The sequence below is a fragment of the Cupriavidus sp. UYPR2.512 genome (assembly GCF_000379565.1).
In the GTDB taxonomy this organism is placed as follows: Bacteria; Pseudomonadota; Gammaproteobacteria; order Burkholderiales; family Burkholderiaceae; genus Cupriavidus.
Genome location: NZ_KB903161.1, coordinates 23,941 through 42,225 on the forward strand (window position 1 = coordinate 23,941; position 18,285 = coordinate 42,225).

General features: G+C 67.8%; 17 protein-coding genes. 11 read left to right on the forward strand and 6 right to left on the reverse strand.

The window, feature by feature from the left end; all coding sequences use genetic code 11:
* Positions 1 to 358: 358 nt before the first annotated feature.
* Positions 359 to 709: a four-helix bundle copper-binding protein gene (locus A3A5_RS0127890; protein ID WP_018313755.1), complete on the forward strand. Its 351-nt coding sequence runs from the start codon at positions 359 to 361 to the stop codon at positions 707 to 709.
* On the opposite strand, the gene A3A5_RS39445 is transcribed toward A3A5_RS0127890, so the two are convergent.
* Positions 706 to 1,596 (reverse strand): LysR family transcriptional regulator, encoded by an 891-nt coding sequence (locus A3A5_RS39445; RefSeq protein WP_018313756.1) that lies wholly within the window; start codon positions 1,594 to 1,596, stop codon positions 706 to 708. The genes A3A5_RS0127890 and A3A5_RS39445 overlap by 4 nt on opposite strands.
* Positions 1,597 to 1,730: 134 nt before the next feature.
* Here A3A5_RS39445 and fumC point away from each other — a divergent pair, with 134 nt between their 5' ends.
* Positions 1,731 to 3,137 carry a class II fumarate hydratase gene (fumC, locus tag A3A5_RS0127900; protein WP_018313757.1) on the forward strand — a complete coding sequence of 469 codons (1,407 nt, stop codon included), beginning with the start codon at positions 1,731 to 1,733 and terminating at the stop codon, positions 3,135 to 3,137.
* Positions 3,138 to 3,197: 60 nt separating this feature from the next.
* Here fumC and A3A5_RS0127905 read toward each other — a convergent pair whose 3' ends face one another.
* Positions 3,198 to 3,968, reverse strand: a complete 771-nt coding sequence (locus A3A5_RS0127905) for a ferredoxin--NADP reductase (protein WP_018313758.1) — start codon at positions 3,966 to 3,968, stop codon at positions 3,198 to 3,200.
* Positions 3,969 to 4,234: 266 nt separating this feature from the next.
* On the opposite strand from A3A5_RS0127905, the gene A3A5_RS0127910 reads away from it, so the two are divergent.
* Positions 4,235 to 4,984 (forward strand): SDR family oxidoreductase, encoded by a 750-nt coding sequence (locus A3A5_RS0127910; protein WP_018313759.1) that lies wholly within the window; start codon positions 4,235 to 4,237, stop codon positions 4,982 to 4,984.
* A gap of 22 nt (positions 4,985 to 5,006) precedes the next feature.
* Here the strand turns inward: A3A5_RS0127910 and A3A5_RS0127915 are convergent, their stop codons facing one another.
* Positions 5,007 to 5,345: a hypothetical protein gene (locus A3A5_RS0127915; RefSeq protein ID WP_035813847.1), complete on the reverse strand. Its 339-nt coding sequence runs from the start codon at positions 5,343 to 5,345 to the stop codon at positions 5,007 to 5,009.
* 446 nt (positions 5,346 to 5,791) lie between these two features.
* Between A3A5_RS0127915 and A3A5_RS0127920 the strand changes: the two genes are divergently transcribed.
* The 3 genes from A3A5_RS0127920 to A3A5_RS0127930 all read left to right on the forward strand — a co-directional run bounded on the left by A3A5_RS0127920 (position 5,792) and on the right by A3A5_RS0127930 (position 8,675).
* Complete coding sequence (locus A3A5_RS0127920; RefSeq protein ID WP_018313761.1) at positions 5,792 to 7,105, forward strand: MFS family transporter; 1,314 nt, start codon at positions 5,792 to 5,794, stop codon at positions 7,103 to 7,105.
* Positions 7,106 to 7,198: 93 nt separating this feature from the next.
* Complete coding sequence (locus tag A3A5_RS0127925) at positions 7,199 to 8,122, forward strand: LysR family transcriptional regulator (protein WP_018313762.1); 924 nt, start codon at positions 7,199 to 7,201, stop codon at positions 8,120 to 8,122.
* A gap of 79 nt (positions 8,123 to 8,201) precedes the next feature.
* A complete protein-coding gene (locus A3A5_RS0127930) occupies positions 8,202 to 8,675 on the forward strand; it encodes an aminoacyl-tRNA deacylase (protein WP_018313763.1) in 474 nt (157 codons plus the stop codon).
* A 96-nt stretch (positions 8,676 to 8,771) separates the two neighbouring features.
* Here the strand turns inward: A3A5_RS0127930 and eutC are convergent, their stop codons facing one another.
* Both eutC and A3A5_RS0127940 read right to left on the reverse strand, forming a co-directional pair.
* Positions 8,772 to 9,557, reverse strand: a complete 786-nt coding sequence (gene eutC / locus A3A5_RS0127935; RefSeq protein WP_018313764.1) for an ethanolamine ammonia-lyase subunit EutC — start codon at positions 9,555 to 9,557, stop codon at positions 8,772 to 8,774.
* Positions 9,558 to 9,567: 10 nt separating this feature from the next.
* Positions 9,568 to 10,950, reverse strand: a complete 1,383-nt coding sequence (locus tag A3A5_RS0127940; protein ID WP_018313765.1) for an ethanolamine ammonia-lyase subunit EutB — start codon at positions 10,948 to 10,950, stop codon at positions 9,568 to 9,570.
* Positions 10,951 to 11,154: 204 nt separating this feature from the next.
* Between A3A5_RS0127940 and A3A5_RS0127945 the strand changes: the two genes are divergently transcribed.
* Positions 11,155 to 12,192 (forward strand): AI-2E family transporter, encoded by a 1,038-nt coding sequence (locus A3A5_RS0127945; RefSeq protein ID WP_018313766.1) that lies wholly within the window; start codon positions 11,155 to 11,157, stop codon positions 12,190 to 12,192.
* Between the two features lie 45 nt (positions 12,193 to 12,237).
* On the opposite strand, the gene A3A5_RS0127950 is transcribed toward A3A5_RS0127945, so the two are convergent.
* Complete coding sequence (locus A3A5_RS0127950) at positions 12,238 to 12,963, reverse strand: FadR/GntR family transcriptional regulator (protein ID WP_026201213.1); 726 nt, start codon at positions 12,961 to 12,963, stop codon at positions 12,238 to 12,240.
* A 127-nt stretch (positions 12,964 to 13,090) separates the two neighbouring features.
* Here A3A5_RS0127950 and A3A5_RS0127955 point away from each other — a divergent pair, with 127 nt between their 5' ends.
* From A3A5_RS0127955 to A3A5_RS0127970, 4 genes are all read left to right on the forward strand, one after another.
* Positions 13,091 to 13,873 (forward strand): (Fe-S)-binding protein, encoded by a 783-nt coding sequence (locus A3A5_RS0127955; protein ID WP_018313768.1) that lies wholly within the window; start codon positions 13,091 to 13,093, stop codon positions 13,871 to 13,873.
* Positions 13,870 to 14,571 carry an LUD domain-containing protein gene (locus A3A5_RS0127960; RefSeq protein WP_018313769.1) on the forward strand — a complete coding sequence of 234 codons (702 nt, stop codon included), beginning with the start codon at positions 13,870 to 13,872 and terminating at the stop codon, positions 14,569 to 14,571. The genes A3A5_RS0127955 and A3A5_RS0127960 overlap by 4 nt, the downstream gene beginning before the upstream one ends.
* Positions 14,568 to 16,013, forward strand: coding sequence for a LutB/LldF family L-lactate oxidation iron-sulfur protein (locus A3A5_RS0127965; RefSeq protein WP_018313770.1), 1,446 nt, complete (start codon positions 14,568 to 14,570; stop codon positions 16,011 to 16,013). The genes A3A5_RS0127960 and A3A5_RS0127965 overlap by 4 nt, the downstream gene beginning before the upstream one ends.
* A 249-nt stretch (positions 16,014 to 16,262) precedes the next feature.
* The gene (locus A3A5_RS0127970) at positions 16,263 to 17,963 is read left to right on the forward strand and encodes a lactate permease LctP family transporter (RefSeq protein ID WP_018313771.1); all 1,701 of its coding nucleotides are present in this window, start codon (positions 16,263 to 16,265) and stop codon (positions 17,961 to 17,963) included.
* Positions 17,964 to 18,285 lie beyond the last annotated feature (322 nt).

The window sequence follows — 18,285 nt, forward strand, 5'->3', positions numbered from 1 at the left end:
GATGTGCCTTCCTTCCCCGTGCTGCCGGTGTGTGTTTGCATCGGCCCCGCCAGTGTGGCCGGACCGTGCCTGTTAGATGCGCAATGCGGGCCAGTGGTGCCCGGCCATTGTCGCAGGTGACGGCTGCGCTGTGTGCGTGCCGTCGCCAATCTGCTTCCCCCAGCCGGCATTGTAACCAGCGCGGCGCAGCAAATACCGGGCCGACAGGAACCCGCAGCGCCTGCTATTGTGGATAACGATGCCCCGTGCGGGCGCGGATGCGCCGCTTCCGGCACCGCGGGCCTCTCCCTCTACCGGCGCCAACGCTGGTGCTGGCTATTCCCGGTTCCATCCACCTACCCCCGAAGGAGGACGTTCCATGATCCGACCCACCGTGCAGGAAAACGCCGCCCGCTACGCCGACTGCATTGCCGCCTGCAATGCCGCAGCCGCTGCCGCACTCAAGTGCGCCGCGGCCTGCCTGGAAGAACAGGACGTGCGCAAGATGGCGCGCTGCATCGCGCTGGACATGGATTGCGCCGGCATCGCCCAGCTGGCCGCGTCCTACATGCTGCGCAACAGCGAGTTCGCGCCGCTGGTGTGCGAAGACTGCGCCGAAGTCTGCAAGTGGTGCAAGGAAGAATGCGAGCACCATGACACCGAGCACTGCCAGGAATGCGCCCGCGCCTGCGCAGCCTGCATGGAGCAGTGCCTGAAGATGACGGCTTAGCGCTCCCCGCCCGGTTCCTGCTGCCCCTGCGGCGGGTCGGCCAACGCGACGAAGGCATCGATCAGCCTGGCGCCGCGCCGCTCGCGCAGGCAGTAGAGATACTCGTGCAGGCAGGGCGAGGCATCGGTGAAGCCCAGCACGCGCAGGTCCGGATGGCTCGGCACCTCGTGCCGGGCGATCACCGATACGCCCAGGTTGCGTATCACCGCCTCGCGGATCGACTCCCGGCTGCCGATCTCCATCTGCGCGGCGGGGCTCACGCGCGCCTGCGCCAGCATGTCTTCGGTGGCGATGCGCGTGGTCGACCCGAGCTCGCGCATCAGCAGGCGGCAGCCCGCCAGCGCACTGACGGCCACTTCGGTGTGCCCGGCCAGCGCATGGGTGCGGTGCACCACCAGCATCAGCGGATCCACGCCCAGCAGCACGCGCGACAGGCGCGCATCGTCCACCCGCTGCGACGAAGTAGCGATGTCGACGCGGTATTCCTGCAGCGCTGCCAGCACTTCCTGCGAATTGCCCGTCACCACGCTGACATCGATGGCCGGAAAGCGCTCGCTGAAGCCGCGGATCAGCTCCAGCACATAGTAGGGCGCGGTCGCGCCCACGCGCAGGCTGCCGGTGCGCAGGTCGCCCGAATGGCGCAGGAAGAAATCGATCTCGGTTTCCTGCTGCACCAGCGCCTCGACGCGCGGCAGCAATGCCAGCCCCGCATCTGACAGCGCCAGGCGGCGCCCGCCGCGGTGGAACAGCTCGACCCCGTAGGCGTCTTCCAGTGCGCGGATCTGCGCGGTGATGGTGGGCTGCGACAGGCCCAGGCGCTTGGCGGCCTGCGTGACGCTGCCGATGCGGGCCACCATGAAGAAGGACTTGAGCTGGGCGATGAGCATGCGGCCGAGGGATGTCGCTAAGGGCAAGGCAAGGCGGCGAGCGCCTGGGCGCCGGCCACGGTGAAGCGGTATTCTAAGGGACTGCACCAAGCCACCCGGTCCAACCGTCCGCTGCCTTGCATAGGAGTCTGCCCATGTCTGACCCGTCCACCTCCGCCACCCGCATCGAGAAAGACAGCCTGGGCGATGTGCCCGTGCCCGCCGACCGGCTGTGGGGGGCGCAGACCGAGCGCTCGCGCCAGAACTTCCGCATCGGCAATGAGAAGATGCCGCCGGCGCTGATCGAGGCCTTTGCCATCCTCAAGCTGTGCGCGGCGCGCGCCAATGGCGAGCTTGGCGTGCTCAAGCCCGAACTGGCGCACGCGATCGAACAGGCCGCGACCGAGGTCATCGAGGGCCGCTGGCCTGAGGAGTTCCCGCTGTCGGTCTGGCAGACCGGGTCCGGCACGCAGACCAACATGAACCTGAACGAGGTCATCGCGAACCGCGCCATTCAATTGCTGGGCGGCAAGGTCGGCAGCAAGGCGCCGGTGCATCCGAACGACCACGTCAACGCCAGCCAGTCCTCCAACGACAGCTTCCCCACCGCGATGCATATCGCCGCCACGCGCGCGATCCGGCAGGAACTGTTGCCGGCGCTGGAGCAGCTGCAGCAGACCTTTGCGCGCAAGGTCGAGGCCTTTGCCGATATCGTCAAGGTTGGCCGCACCCATCTGCAGGATGCCGTGCCGCTGACGCTGGGGCAGGAGTTCTCGGGCTACATGACGCAGGTGGCCGATGCGCAGTCGCGCCTGCAGCAGGCCATGCTGCGCGCCATGCCGGTGGCGCAGGGCGGCACCGCGGTAGGCACTGGCCTGAACGCCCCGCACGGCTTCGCCGCGGCGTTCGCGCGGGCGCTGGCCGACTACACCGGCCTGCCGTTCGAACCCGCGCCCAACCGCTATGCGCTGCAGGCCTCGCACGATGCGCTGGCCGACCTGTCCGGCGCGCTCAGCACCACGGCCTCGTCATTCCTGAAGATCGCGCGCGACTTCATGCTGCTGGGCTCGGGGCCGCGCGCCGGCTTTGCCGAGCTGGTGCTGCCGGCCAACGAGCCGGGCTCATCGATCATGCCGGGCAAGGTCAACCCGACCCAGGCCGAGGCGCTGGCGATGGTGTGCTGCCGCGTGATCGGCAACCACACCACGGTGACGCTGGCCAACGGGCTGGGCACGCTGGAGCTGAACGCCTACAAGCCGGTGATCATCTACAGCCTGCTGCAGTCAGTGAGCCTGCTGGCCGGTGCCGCGTCGAGCTTTGCCGAGCATATGGTGGAAGGCGTCGAGGCCGACCGCGAACGCATCGCCGAACTGCTGGAGCGTTCGCTGATGCCGGTGACCGCGCTCAACCCGCATATCGGCTACGACAAGGCCGCGGAGATCGCCAAGCTGGCGGTCAAGCGCAACCTGTCGCTGCGCGAGGCGGCGATTGCGTCGGGGCATGTCACCGAGGCGCAGTTTGCCGAGTGGATCGACCTGAAGGGGATGACGCGGGAGGTGTAGCGGGGGTGTAGCAGAGATGCGCCCCGGCACGGAACCGATCCGCGCCGGGGCAGGCCGGCCTCAGCCGACGAAAGCCTTTTCCAGCACGAAATGGCCGGGATGGCTCATATTGCCTTCGGCAAAGCCGCGCTCTTCCAGGATGCCGCGGACGTCCTTGAGCATGTCAGGGCTGCCGCACAGCATGATGCGGTCGTTCTCCAGCGAGAACGGCTCCACGCCCAGGCGCTCGAACAGCTCGCCCGAGGCGATCAGGTCGGTGATGCGGCCGCGGTTGTCGAACTCTTCGCGCGTCACGGTCGGGAAGTACACCAGCTTTTCGCGCACCAGATCGCCCAGGTGCTCGTGCTGTGGCAGGTGTTCCTGGATCAGCTCGCGGTAGGCCAGTTCTTCCACGAAGCGGCAGGTGTGCGTCAGCACGACCTTGTCATAGCGTTCGTAGACCTCCGGATCGCGGATGATCGACAGGAACGGGGCCAGGCCGGTGCCGGTGGCCAGCAGCCACAGCGTCTTGCCGGGCAGCAGGTTGTCCACCAGCAGCGTGCCGGTCGGCTTCTTGCCGACGAAGATCTGGTCGCCCTCGCGCAGGTGCTGCAGGCGCGAGGTCAGCGGGCCGTCGGGCACCTTGATGCTGAAGAATTCCAGCGTTTCCTCATAGTTGGCGCTGGCAATGCTGTAGGCGCGCAGCAGCGGGCGACCGTTCACTTCCAGCCCGACCATGGCGAACTGGCCGTTTTCAAAGCGAAAACCAGGGTCGCGCGTGCAGGTAAAGCTGAAAAGGGTGTCAGTCCAGTGATGGACGGAAAGGATGGATTGCTGGTTCAGGTTACTCATGGCGAAACGCGGGATACAGCGGGAGGATGCAGCGCCAAAGACGGCTGGAAAGGAAGAATCTTAACGCATGCTTGGGGGCGGCGCAGGCGGAGCCTGCAATGCCAGCGCGGGATTTCCGGGATGCGCAAGGCAGTGCGGCCTATGCGGCACGTGCTGTATTGTTGATTTATTCTGTTCAATCCATTTATTTTCCACGTATTTATCCAGGTGCAGCCAACATCGATCATGGAGCCATCTACTCTGCTCCCTCTGACAAGGAAACTGCCATGACCCCCACCCCGGTTACCTCCCGCCGCGCCGCGCTCGTCACCGGCGCCTCCCGCGGCATCGGCCGCGCCATCGCGCTGCGGCTGGCCGCCGACGGCTTCGACGTGGCCATTGGCTATGCCGGCAGCGCCGCCCGGGCCGAAGAGACAGTGGCGGCGGCGCGTGAGGCCGGCGTCAATGCCATCGCCATCCAGGGCGATGTGGCGCAGGCGCCAGACGTGGCACGGCTGTTCGATGCCGCGCAGCAGGCGTTCGGCCGGCTCGACGTGGTCGTCAACAGCGCCGGCATCATGCCGATAGCGCCGGTTGCGCCGGCCAGCCTGGACGCCTTCGACCAGACCATCGCCACCAACCTGCGCGGCGCTTTCCTGGTGCTGGGCGAGGCCGCCGCACGGCTGGGCGAAGGCGGGCGCATCATTGCGCTGTCGACCAGCGTGATCGCGCGCGCCTTCCCCGGTTACGGTCCCTATATCGCCGCCAAGGCAGGCGTGGAAGGTCTGGTGCGGGTCCTGGCCAACGAACTGCGCGGGCGCGGCATCACCGTCAATGCGGTAGCGCCGGGGCCGGTCGCGACCGAACTGTTCCTCGACGGCAAATCGGAAGCGCAGGTGGCGCAGCTGTCCAAAGTGGCGCCGCTGGAGCGGCTGGGCACGCCCGAGGACATTGCCGCGGCGGTGTCGTTCCTGGCCGGGCCGGATGGGGCCTGGGTGAATGCGCAGGTGGTGCGCGTGAACGGGGGCTTTGCCTGAGCCGTTGCCCGCCCGCCGGAAGTCAGCCCCCGGGCGTCGGCAAGGACAGATCGCAGCGCTGGCGCGCCAGCGCGTCGCGCGAGTAGCCGTGGCGCACGCGCAGCTGGTGCTCCACGGCGTCGGCCTGGTCCAGGCAGGCGAAAACCAGGTCGTCTTTTACGCGCTGCGAAACGCCTTTCAGGCGCGGCGCTTCATACGCGACCTGGCGCGCGCGGCAGCGCAGGAACAGCAGCGTTTCCTGCGAGGCTGTGATCAGTTGGTCGTGCTCGATCCGCTTGCATTCGACCAGGTCCTGGGCCAGGGCGCTGGCGCCGGCAAAGAGCAAAGGCAGGCACAGCCATCGACGCAACGAGCGGTGCATGGCAAACGGGAGGCGCAGTAGGCCAGTTGAGGGTCCGGCTCGCATCATTGCCCAGACCTGCGCACAGTGCAAGCCGCAGCGCACGCAATACCCTGTTGTGGCCGCGGCCAGACGGACCGCAGCCGGATTCAGTGTCCAGCCACATGGACAATCGCCCGCAAACCCTGATGGCTGCGTCGACCCGCCGGTCCATGCTGCTTGCAGCACACCCGCGGGGGTGGGCAGGTCCGGCGGATCGGGCTACGCTTCGACGGCAAATGCGCCGCAGTGCGCGCCAGTTCACGCCCCAGACCGACGGGCTCCCGCCCGGCCTTCCCCGTGTTCCCCCTTGCCGCCCACCGTTCCGGTGGCCTGCGGCCGCCATGTTTCCGGCATCTGCCGCCAGCACTGCGCAGCGCGACCTGACCCGCGGCTGCCCTGCGCCGCCCTGACTGCAAGACAACAACATGACCGATCTCACCGCTACCCCAGCCCAGACGGCCGCCCCGAGCCGCGAAGAAGTGCGCAAGCGCATCTACGCCATCGTCGCCGCCTCGTCGGGCAACCTGGTCGAATGGTTCGACTTCTACGTCTACGCCTTCTGCGCGATCTACTTCGCGCCGTCGTTCTTTCCCAAGTCCGATCCCACCGCGCAGTTGCTGAACACCGCCGGCGTGTTTGCCGCCGGCTTTCTGATGCGGCCTATCGGCGGCTGGCTGTTCGGCACCATCGCCGACCGCCACGGCCGCAAGAACTCGATGCTGATCTCGGTGATCATGATGTGCGCCGGCTCGCTGCTGATTGCCTGCCTGCCCACCTATGCCAGCATCGGCAACTGGGCGCCGGCGCTGCTGCTGCTCGCGCGGCTGATCCAGGGCCTGTCGGTCGGCGGCGAATACGGCACCACCGCCACCTATATGAGCGAGGTGGCGCTGCGCGGTCGGCGCGGCTTCTTCTCGTCGTTCCAGTATGTGACGCTGATCGGCGGCCAGTTGCTGGCGGTGCTGGTGGTGGTGATCCTGCAGCAACTGCTGGACGAGGCCGAACTGAAGGCCTGGGGCTGGCGCATCCCGTTCGTGGTCGGCGCGGTCACCGCGGTGGTGGCGCTGTTCCTGCGCCGCACGCTGCACGAGACCTCGTCGGCGGCTACCCGCGGCAGCAAGGAGGCCGGCAGCGTGGCCGCGCTGTTCCGCCACCACAAGGCAGCCTTCTTCACGGTGCTGGGCTATACCGCGGGCGGCTCGCTGATCTTCTACACCTTCACCACGTACATGCAGAAGTACCTGGTCAACACCGCCGGCATGTCGATCAAGACCGCCAGCTATGTGATGACGGGCTGCCTGTTCCTGTACATGTGCATGCAGCCCGTGTTCGGCGCGCTGTCCGACCGCATCGGCCGGCGCACCAACATGCTGCTGTTCGGCGCGCTGGGTGCGCTGGCCACCGTGCCGATCCTGACCGCGCTGGGCACGGTCAGCAGCCCTGAGCTTGCCTTTGTGCTGATCGTCGTGGCGCTGGCCATCGTCAGCTTCTACACCTCGATCAGCGGCATCGTGAAGGCCGAGATGTTCCCGCCCGAGGTGCGCGCGCTGGGCGTGGGCCTGGCCTATGCCATTGCCAACGCGATCTTCGGCGGCTCCGCCGAATACGTGGCGCTGGGCATGAAGACGCTGGGCCACGAGACCGCGTTCTACTGGTACGTGACCGCGATGATGGCGATTGCCTTCTGCGTCAGCCTGCGCCTGCCGCGCCAGGCCAGATACCTGCATCACGAACATTGATGCGCACCCCGCGGTGCAACGCCGCGGGACGCCGCCACGAGCATGGCAATATACGGGGGCTGCAATCGCCCCCCGTCTTTCATTGATCACCCCATGGACCTGAACGCCCTGCGCCTGTTCGTCGATATCGTCGACGCGGGCAACCTGAGCGCGGCTGCGCGCAAGCTCAAGATGACGCGCGCCAATGTCAGCTACCGGCTCAAGGCGCTGGAAGCAGAGCTGGGCGTGCAGCTGCTGCGCCGGACCACGCGCCATGTCGAGCCGACCCCGGTCGGCGCCGGCCTCTACGAGCATGGCCGCAACATCCTGGGCGAGGTGGCGGCCGCCAATGCGCTGATCAGCAATATGGGCAAGAGCCTGAAGGGCCATGTGCGGCTCTCGGTGCCCACCGGGCTGGGCCATTCGCTGCTGTCGCCGCTGCTGGTGCTGTTCAAGCAGCGCTATCCCGACATCACGCTCGACGTGGTCTTCGACAACCGCGTGCACAATCTGGTGTCCGAGGACGTGGAAGTGGCGCTGCGCATCATCTCCACGCCGCCGGATTCGGTGGTCGCCACGGAGATCGGCGAAGTCGACTGGATCGTGTGCGCATCGCCCGCGTACCTGGCCGGCCACCCGGCGCCGCAAGCGCTGGCCGGGCTGCTGGGGCATGCGTTCGTATGCGCGTCGCCCGAGGGCCAGAAGCTCAAGGCAACGGGCACGCGGCACAGTGGCGATGGTGGTGAGATCCGTGAGCAGGTGGTGCTGGAGCCCACGCTCACCTCCGAGAACTTTGCCTTCCTGAAAGAGGCGGTGCTGGCGGGCCTGGGCATCGGCATCTTCCCGATCTATGCGATCGGTGCGGAACTGGACAGCGGTGCGCTGGTGCCGCTGCTGTGCGACTACCGCATCAGCGTGTTCGGCAGCAAGCTCTACATGCTGACCATGCCCAACCGCTACCAGACGCTGGCCACGCGCTACCTGCTGAACTTCCTGAAGACCGAGCTGCAGGCAGTGTGGCCGCGGCTGCACCGCTAGGCGCCTTCAGCAGCGGCGCCACGGACTATAGTAGGAGCACAAGGATAACCGTCGGCGCATCCGCACCTGAGGAGCTACCATGGCCCTGGCCAGCACGCTTGCAAGCTGCCTGAGCAGCAAGAATACCCAGTACGACATCATCCGCCACCCCTACACCCTCAGCAGCATGGCCACTGCCGAGGCCGCGCATGTTCCCGGGGACCGGCTGGCCAAGACGCTGTTGCTGGAGGATGACCGCGGCTATGTCGCCGCCGTGATTCCTTCAAGCCACCATCTGCACATGGCCGCCATCTGCGAACAGACCGGGCGCAACCTGGTGCTGGCGCATGAGGACGAAATCCGCGAGATCTTCAAGGATTGCGACCTCGGCGCGATTCCGCCGGTGGCGATGGCCTACGGCATGCAGACCTATGTGGACGACAGCCTGATGGCGCAGCCCGACGTGTATTTCGAAGGCGGCGACCACCAGGAACTGGTGCACATGAGCGGCGAGCAGTTCTCGCAGCTGATGTCGGACGCTGGGCACGGGCAGTTCTCGCGCCGCATGATGTAAGCGGCGCTTTTTATTGGCCACTAGACGGCCACCATGCGGGTTGCGAACCCGCGTGGTGGCCGTTTTGCATGCTGGCGGGCGGGTGATGCAGACGATTCAGCCTTCAGGCAAGGCCGGTACGCTGTCGTCCTTCAGGTCCACGCCCGAGCGGCCCAATGCCGCCGCGCCGCGCAGCAGGAAGGCCAGCCGGTCGGCGGCCTGCGCATACGGCAGGCCTTCGGGGCGCACGTTGGAGATGCAGTTGCGCTCGGCATCGGTGCGGCCGGTGCGCGGCGCATGGGTCAGGTAGATGCCAAGGCTGTCGGGCGAGCTCAGGCCCGGCCGTTCGCCGATCAGCATCACCACCTGGCGCGCGCCAAGCAGCTCGCCGATCTCGTCGCCCAGCGCCACGCGCGACTGCTCGGCCACCACCACCGGGCCGATGCGCCATGCCTGCGGCAAGCGCGGGCGGGTGGCATCGAGCAACGGCAGCGCGTGCGTCTGCGTGGCCAGCGCGGACAGGCCGTCGGCAACCACGAACACCACATCGGGTGCCTCGCCCGGCCGTGCCGCGGCCAGCCGCGCGCGGCTGGCATCGTCCAGGCGCCGGCCCAGGTCGGGGCGACGCAGGTAGTGCGCGCGGTCCGGCGCCGCGCTGTGCACGGCGAGGTTCGGCACCCCCGCCGCATCCAGCGCCGCGGTGACCGCGCCCACGTCCAGCGGCAAGTGCACCGCATCGCGCGCCTGCGCATGGGCCAGCCCGAAAGCCAGTACCGCATCGGTGGTCTGGCTGTGGCCGGTACGGCCCAGCGCTACGCGCGCGCGCGTGAACTGGCGCAGGCGTTGCCAGGGGCCGGCATCGGCGTTGGCAGGATCGGCGGGAGGTGGGCGTCTGGCCGTCATCGGCTGTACCTTACAGGCTGTGGGCCATCTGCAGCAGCGGCTGGCGCGCGGCGGGCTCGAGCAGCCTGCCGCTGGCATCGGCAATGCCCATGCGCTGCAGCCAGGCCTCGAACTCCGGCGCGGGGCGCAGCCCCAGCACCTCGCGCAGGTACAGCGCATCGTGGAACGAGGTGCTCTGGTAGTTCAGCATAATGTCGTCGGCGCCGGGCACGCCCATGATGAAATTGATGCCGGCCACGCCGAACAGCGTCAGCAGCGTGTCCATGTCGTCCTGGTCGGCCTCGGCATGGTTGGTGTAGCAGACGTCGCAGCCCATCGGCACCCCCATCAGCTTGCCGCAGAAGTGGTCTTCCAGCCCGGCGCGGATGATCTGCTTGCCGTCGTACAGGTATTCTGGACCGATAAAGCCCACCACCGTATTGACCAGCAGCGGCGAGAACGCGCGCGCCACCGCGTAGGCGCGCGCCTCCATGGTCTGCTGGTCGACGCCGTGGTGCGCGTTGGCCGACAGCGCGCTGCCCTGCCCGGTCTCGAAGTACATCAGGTTGTCGCCAACGGTGCCGCGCGCCAGCGCCTGCGCGGCGTCGTGCGCCTCGGCCAGCAGCGACAGGCTGATGCCGAAGGCCGCGTTGGCGCGCTCGCTGCCGGCCACGGACTGGAACACCAGGTCGACCGGCGCGCCCTGCCCGATCGCGCGCAGGGTGTTGGTGACATGGGTCAGCACGCAGGACTGCGTGGGGATGTCGAAGCGGCTGCGCAGTTCATCGATCATGCGCAGCAGCGAGACGATGGCGCCCAGGTTGTCCGAGGCCGGGTTGACGCCGATGGTGGCATCGCCGCAGCCATAGAGCAGCCCGTCGATGATCGACGCGGCAATGCCCTTGGGATCGTCGGTCGGGTGATTGGGCTGCAGCCGCACCGAGAGCCGGCCCGGCAGCCCCACCGTGCTGCGAAAGCGCGTGACCACCTGGCACTTGCGCGCCACCGCCACCAGGTCCTGGTTGCGCATCAGCTTGCTGACCGCGGCGGCCATCTCCGGGGTGATGCCCGGCGCCACCCGCGCCAGCGTGGCGCTGTCGGTTTCATGCAGCAGCAGCCAGTTGCGCAGGTCGCCCACGGTGGTGGCGCCGATGGCGGCAAAGGCCGCGCCATCGTGCCGGTCCAGGATCAGGCGCGTGACCTCGTCTTCCTCGTACGGCACCAGCGCCTCGGTCAGGAACTGCTTGAGCGGCACCTCTGCCAGCGCCAGCCGCGCGGCCATCCGCTCCTGCTCGCTGGCCGCGGCAACGCCCGCCAGCGCGTCGCCGGAACGCGCCGGGCTGGCCCGGGCCAGCAGCGTGCGCAGGTCGGCAAAGACGTGGCGGTGGGTGCCGATGGTGTGGGTGTAGGCCATGCGTTCCGTTCCTGGGCTCTGGCGAAAACGATGACAGCGGTGCGCCGGGCGCCTTGCCGGGCACGATTCCCCCTAATATAGACAGCCTTTGTGTGTGCCGTTATGCCAACATCGCGTCAGCGCACACGGGCCTGACTCAGGACCAACATCTGGATCGGCGAGAATTCAGAATAAATTTGAGCAAATTGCATGCCGGAGACCCCGATGAAAGACCCCGACCCGACCACCACCCCGCGCCTGCTCCCGGCCGCGTGGTACAGCGTCGGCACCGTCGCCTACCTGCTGACCGCCCTCGCGCTCTGGACCGTGCTCCACGCCAACCTGGTGGCGGCATTGCTGTCCGGGCTGCTGCTGTACTCGCTGGTGGACGTGCTGGCGCCGCGCCTGAAGCGCCTGCACCAGCGCCACGACGCCCTGGCCGTGGCCATCCTGTCGGCGGTGATCCTGCTGGGGCTGACGCTGGCGGGCTGGGGGCTGGTGCGCTTTGTCAGTGGCGAGGGCAATACCCTGGACGCGCTGCTCAACCATGCGGCAGACATCATCGCCCGCTCGCGCGGGCAGATGCCGCCGTGGCTAAGTGATGCGCTGCCCAACGGCGTGGACGAACTGGCCAACACCCTGATCGCGACGCTGCGCGAGCACGTCGCCATGGCGCAGAAGCTGGGTGCCGAAGTGCTGCGTACGCTGGTGCATATCCTGATCGGGCTGGTGATCGGCGCAATGGTGGCGCTGTACCGCGCGGTGGCGCGCCCCAACCGCCGGCCCCTGGCCGCAGCGCTGGTGAAGCGCGCGCGCACGCTGCAGCAGGCGTTCTCGCAGTTCATCTTTGCGCAGATCCAGATCTCCACCATCAACACCGTGCTGACCGCAATCTACCTGCTGCTGGTGCTGCCGCTCTTTGGCGTGCACCTGCCGCTGACCAAGACGCTGGTGGTCATCACCTTCATCGCCGGGCTGCTGCCGGTGCTGGGCAACCTGATCTCCAACACCGCCATCGTGATCGCATCGCTGTCGGTGTCGCTGCCGATCGCGGCGGCGTCGCTGGTGTTCCTGGTGGTGGTCCACAAGCTGGAATACTTCCTGAACGCGCGCATCATCGGTGCGCGCATCCAGGCCGCCGCGTGGGAACTGCTGATGGTGATGCTGCTGATGGAAACGCTGTACGGCATCCCGGGCGTGATCGCCGGACCGATCTTTTATGCCTACCTGAAGCGGGAGCTGGCCGGCGCCGGGCTGGTCTGAGTGCCGCAGCCGGCATGCCGCAACGGTGGTAGGACCAATTCCTGTTCAGGCGCCGTCCTGCTCCACCCGGCTGCGCACGAAGTCGATATGGGTCTGCATGGCGGTGCGCGCCTCTTCCGGGCGGCGCGCGCAAATCGCATCGCACAGCGTGCGGTGCTGCAGCAACAGCAGGTCTGACGCGCCGTCGTCCTGTTCGCGCAGGCCGGTGCCGTTGATGGTGATGTGCTCGCGCAGCATGCCGATCACGCTGGTATGCAAGTGCAGGAACATGGTGTTGTGCGAGGCCTTGGCGATGGCGTCATGCAGTTGCGCATCGGCATCGGCCTCCGCCTGCTTGTCGTCGGCGGCACGCGCGCGTTCCAGTTCAGCCATCAGGGCGCGAATCCGCTTCACATCGGCGGCATCCGCGCGCAGCGCCGCAAAATACGCAGTCGCGCCCTCCAGCACGCGGCGGAACTCCAGGATGTCGTCGCGCAGCGCGGGGTGGTCGGCCACCAGCTGGCCCCAGGGCGAGGCAATGCCGGCGCGCAGCTGGTCGGTGGCGTAGACCCCGGCACCGCGCCGGCTCTGCAGCAGGCCGCGCGCGGCCAGCCGCTGGATCGCCTCGCGCACGGTGTTGCGCGCCACCTCGTATTGCCCGGCCAGCACCCGCTCGGCCGGCAGCCGCGTGCCGGGCGGCCAGGTGCCGTCGAGCAGCGCGGTCTCGATCCGGCGCATGACCGACTCCACGCGTCCACGGGTGCGCCCGTGCCTTGCTGCCGCTGCCGTCATGCCATGTGTCCTCGCTCCTGAGCTTGCGCGGGTCGTAGGGGCAGATTGGTCCAACCAATTTGTACCGCCGCGCGGAAGCGGGAATTATGCGCCGAAACGTGCGACTCCAGCACGCCCGGAGCGAGACATGAAGGATCGTCAGTACCCCACCGGCCCTGCCCCCGCGCAGGCCTACCTGTTTGCCACCTGCCTGGTCGACATGTTCGTGCCGCAGGCCGGCCTCGACGCCGTGCGGCTGCTTGAACGCGAAGGGCTCACCGTGCACTTCCCGCGCGGCCAGAGTTGTTGCGGCCAGCCCGCCTACAGCAGCGGCAACCCCGACGCGGCCCGTGCGGTGGCGCGCGCTCAACTCGACCTGTTCAGCCAGCCCTGGCCGGTGATCGTGCCGTCGGGCTCGTGCGCGGGCATGATGCGCCACCACTGGCCGCAGCTCTTTGCCGACGATCCGGTGGCCGGCCCCAAGGCACTGGAACTGGCCGGGCGCATCTATGAACTGGGCGAGTTCCTGCTGCATGTGCTGAAGGTGGACTTTGGCGATGCCGCAGCGGCGGTCCAGCCGCAGGAGCGCATCGTGCTGCATACCTCGTGCGGCGCCCGTCGAGAAATGGGTACGCGCCAGCACGGCGTGGCCCTGGTCGACGCGCTGCCGGGCGTGACCCGCGTGGAGCATGAACGCGAGTCGGAATGCTGCGGCTTCGGCGGCACCTTCTCGCTCAAGCATCCCGATATCTCCGGCGCCATGGTGCGCGACAAGGTGGCCTCGGCCTGCGCCACCGGCTGCGACCGGCTGGTCTCGGCCGACTGCGGCTGCCTGCTCAATATCGGCCATACCGCGGCGCATGACCACGCCCCGCTGCAGGTGGAGCACCTGGCCACCTTCCTGTGGCGCCGTACCGGAGGTGCCGCATGAGCACCCCCGGCGCCCGCGAACGCATGCTCGGCCGGCTGCGCGCTGCCGCGCCCGCCCCTTCCCCAGGCACTGCGGAACTCAACCGCCGCATCGACAGCCATTTCGAGGCACGCCGCCACGGCACGCCAGCCGTTGGCGAGCTGATCGGCGCGATGCAGGCGGCACTGCAAGGCCTGCATGCCGAGGTCTGGTGCGCCAGCGAGGCGGCCTGGCCGGCATTGCTGGCCACTGAGCTGGCCAATGCCGGCGTGAAGCGCCTGCTGCTTGATCCCGCCAGCCAGGCCGGTGCCGCGCTGGCGGCGGCCTTGCCGGCCCATATCGAAGCCATCGGCTACGACCGCCCGATCCAAGCCTGGAAGGCGGAGCTGTTCGACACTGTCGATGCCGGCTTCACCGTGGCGCGCTCCGGCATTGCCGCCACCGGCACGCTGGTGGTCGCGCCCGACGCGGGCTCGCCGCGCACGGTGTCGCTGGTGCCGCCGCTGCATGTCGCGCTGGTGCGCGCCTCGACGCTGCACGCCGACCTGCATATGGCCGCGCGCACCGAGCGCTGGTCCGACGGCATGCCGACCAACCTGGTGCTGATCTCCGGCCCGTCCAAGACCTCCGACATCCAGCAGACGCTGGCCTACGGCGCGCATGGTCCGCGCCGGCTGTGGGTCGTGATCGAGACCGAGACCGCGGAGGCCGGGCAATGAGCCAGCACACACTGAATTTTGTTCCGCCGCAGGACTTCAAGGCACGCGCCCGCGAGGCGCTGGACGATCCCAAGCTGCGCCGGAGCTTCCGCGGCGCGATGGACTTCCTGCAGGGCAAGCGCCTGGCGCAGTTCCCCGACGCGGATGAGCTGGAACACCTGCGCGACCTGGGCGAGGCGGTGCGCCAGCACGCGCTGGCCAACCTGCCGGACTTGCTGGTGCAGCTGGAGGCAAAGCTCACCGCCGCCGGCGTGCAGGTGCACTGGGCCGAGAACGCCGACGAAGCCAACGCGATCATCCACCGCATCGCGGCATCGAAGCAGGCGAAGCGCGTGATCAAGGGCAAATCGATGGCCAGCGAGGAGATCGAGCTGAACCATTACCTGGCCGAGCGCGGCGTGGACTGCATCGAATCGGACATGGGCGAGTACATCGTCCAGCTGGCCGGCGAGAAGCCCTCGCATATCGTGATGCCGGCGATCCACAAGACCAAGGGCGATATCGCGCAGCTGTTCCAGGCGCATATCCCCGACACGCCCTATACCGAGGATGTCGACGCGCTGATCCAGACCGGCCGCCGTGCGCTGCGCCAGGCCTTTGTCGACGCGGATATCGGCTTGTCCGGCGTGAACTTCGCCGCCGCCGACACTGGCACGCTGTGGCTGGTGGAGAACGAGGGCAACGGCCGGCTTTCCACCACCGTGCCCGACGTGCATATCGCCATCATGGGCATGGAGAAGGTCGTGGCCAGGCTGGAGCACATCGTGCCGCTGTCCACGCTGCTGACGCGCTCGGCCACCGGGCAGGCCATTACCACCTATTTCAACCTGATCTCCGGGCCGCGCCGCGCGGGCGAGCGCGACGGCCCGCGCGAGGTCCACCTGGTGCTGCTCGACAACGGCCGCACCCAGGCCTATGCCGACACGCAGCTGCGCGCCACGCTGCAATGCATCCGCTGCGGCGCGTGCATGAACCACTGCCCGGTCTACACGCGCATCGGCGGCCACGCCTACGGCACGACCTATCCCGGCCCCATCGGCAAGATCATCTCGCCGCACCTGCTGGGGCTGGACGCCACCGCCGACCTGGCGACCGCGTCGAGCCTGTGCGGCGCCTGCGGCGAGGTATGCCCGGTGCGCATCCCGATCCCGCAACTGCTGGTGCGCCTGCGCACCGAGGCCAACCGCGATCCGCAAGAGCAGGTCCTCAACCCGCTGCGCGGCCAGGGCGCCAAGTACAGCCGCGGCGAGCACCTGGTGTGGCGCTTCTGGAGCGGCGCGTATTCACACCCGGCGACGTACCGGCTGTTCCGCTGGGCGGCCACGCGGCTGCGCGCGCTGACGCCATCGAAACAGATGGGCTGGACGCAGCATCGCACGCCGCTGAAGCCGGCGGCGAAGAGCCTGGCGGATTTGCTGAAGGAGAAGGGGCAGCCGGAGTAGGCCGCTTCCCAAAGCACTAGCGCGTCCTACTCCCGACTGTGTTCACCCTCTCCCGCTTGCGGGAGAGGGCCGGGGTGAGGGCCGAGGTGTCGACGAAGTCGAGGCTGTCGGTATGCCACCGCCTGCCCTCACTCCCGGCCCCTCTCCCGCGCGGGAGAGGGGAGCAAACAAGCGAGCGGACTTAAGCCGCGGCGCTTTTCCAGAACAACAAAGCTTTCCCGAAACACCACCGAAGCAGGAGACTAAACCGTGCAACCCTGGACCCAACTCTATACGCCGCTGGGCAGCCTGTGGCTATCGTCGCTGGCGGCAGCCATTCCCATCCTGTTCTTCTTCATTGCGCTGGCCGTCTGGCGCATGAAGGGCCATGTCGCCGCGGCCGTGACGCTGCTATTGGCGCTGGCCGTCGCGATCTTCGCCTACGGCATGCCCGTGCAGCAGGCGCTGGCCTCGGCCGGCTTCGGCTTTGCCTATGGCCTGTGGCCGATCGCATGGATCATCGTGACCGCGGTATTCCTCTACAAGATCGTGGTCAAGACCGGCCAGTTCGACGTGATCCGCGCCTCGGTGCTGTCGATCACCGACGACCAGCGCCTGCAGATGCTGCTGATCGGCTTTGCCTTCGGCGCCTTCCTGGAAGGCGCGGCGGGCTTCGGCGCGCCGGTGGCGATCACCGCGGCGCTGCTGGTGGGCCTGGGCTTTAATCCCTTATATGCGGCGGGCCTGTGCCTGATCGCCAATACCGCGCCGGTGGCGTTTGGCGCGATGGGCATCCCCATCATCGTGGCGGGCCAGGTCACGGGCATCGATCCCTTCCATATCGGCGCCATGGCCGGACGCCAGCTGCCGCTGCTGTCATTGCTGGTGCCGTTCTGGCTGGTGTTCATGATGGATGGCGCCAAGGGCGTGCGCGAGACGTGGCCGGCGGCGCTGGTGTGCGGCGGCAGCTTTGCCGTGACGCAGTACTTCACGTCCAACCATATCGGGCCCGAACTGCCGGACATCACTTCGGCACTGGTCAGCCTGGTGTCGCTGGCCGCGTTCCTGAAGGTATGGCAGCCGCGCAGCGCGTCGCAGCGTGCCGGCGGCAATGTCAGCGGCGGCACCGTCGCACTGGCCGGCTTCGGCGGCGGCTTCGGCGGTGCGATGTCCAGCCGCAAGGCGTCGCCCTACACCCTGGCGCAGACGCTGCGCGCGTGGGCGCCGTTCGGCATCCTGACCGCCATCGTCACGGTGTGGAGCCTGCAGCCGTTCAAGGCGCTGTTTGCCGCCAATGGCGCGCTGGCGGGCACGGTGCTGAAGTTCAAGATCCCGGGGCTGGACCAGATGGTGATCAAGGCCGCGCCGATCGTGGCCACGCCCAAGGCCTATGACGCGGTGCTGAAGCTCGACCTGCTCTCCGCCGTCGGCACCGCCATCCTGCTGACCGCGCTGATCTCGGCGGTGCTGCTGCGCATGAAGCCGCGCGCGCTGCTGGCCACCTTTGCCGAGACCCTGGTGGAACTGGCGCGCCCGGTGCTGTCGATCGGCCTGGTGCTGGCGTTCGCCTTTGTCGCCAACTACTCCGGCATGTCATCGACACTGGCGTTGCTGCTGGCCGGCACCGGCGCGGCCTTCCCGTTCTTCTCGCCGTTCCTGGGCTGGCTGGGGGTGTTCCTGACCGGTTCTGACACTTCGTCCAATGCGCTGTTCTGCGCGCTGCAGAACACCACGGCGCATCAGATCGGCGTGTCGGACACGCTGCTGGTCGCCGCCAATACCACCGGCGGCGTCACGGCCAAGATGATCTCGCCGCAATCGATCGCCGTGGCGTGTGCGGCGACCGGGCTGGTGGGCAAGGAATCGGAGCTGTTCCGGTTTACGGTGAAGCACAGCCTGCTGTTCGCGGTGGTCATCGGCATTATTACCGTGGTACAGGCGTACCTGTTGCCGGGGATGATTCCGGGCTGATGGGGCATGGTATTGGGGGATGGTTTTCTGGCTTCGGCACTGTGGTTGGTTATCGTGCTTGACTAGCGTGGGCTGTTTCGCCGGCGTAGCCGGCGAGTCACTTTCTGTCCAAGTGACAGAAAGTAACCAAAGAACGCGTCGCCTGTGCGGCTGGCAATAAAGTCATCGGCGTTGGTGGTTCGGGCGGTGGTGATTTCCGCTGATGGGATTGGTGGTTCGAGCCAGCTACGCTCCCTGTCTGGTGCCTGCGTCGACGGACTATTGGACGAACCCGACTTTAGGTTGTTGGCAGCCTGCTAACCAGGTTATCGGTGGGACGCCT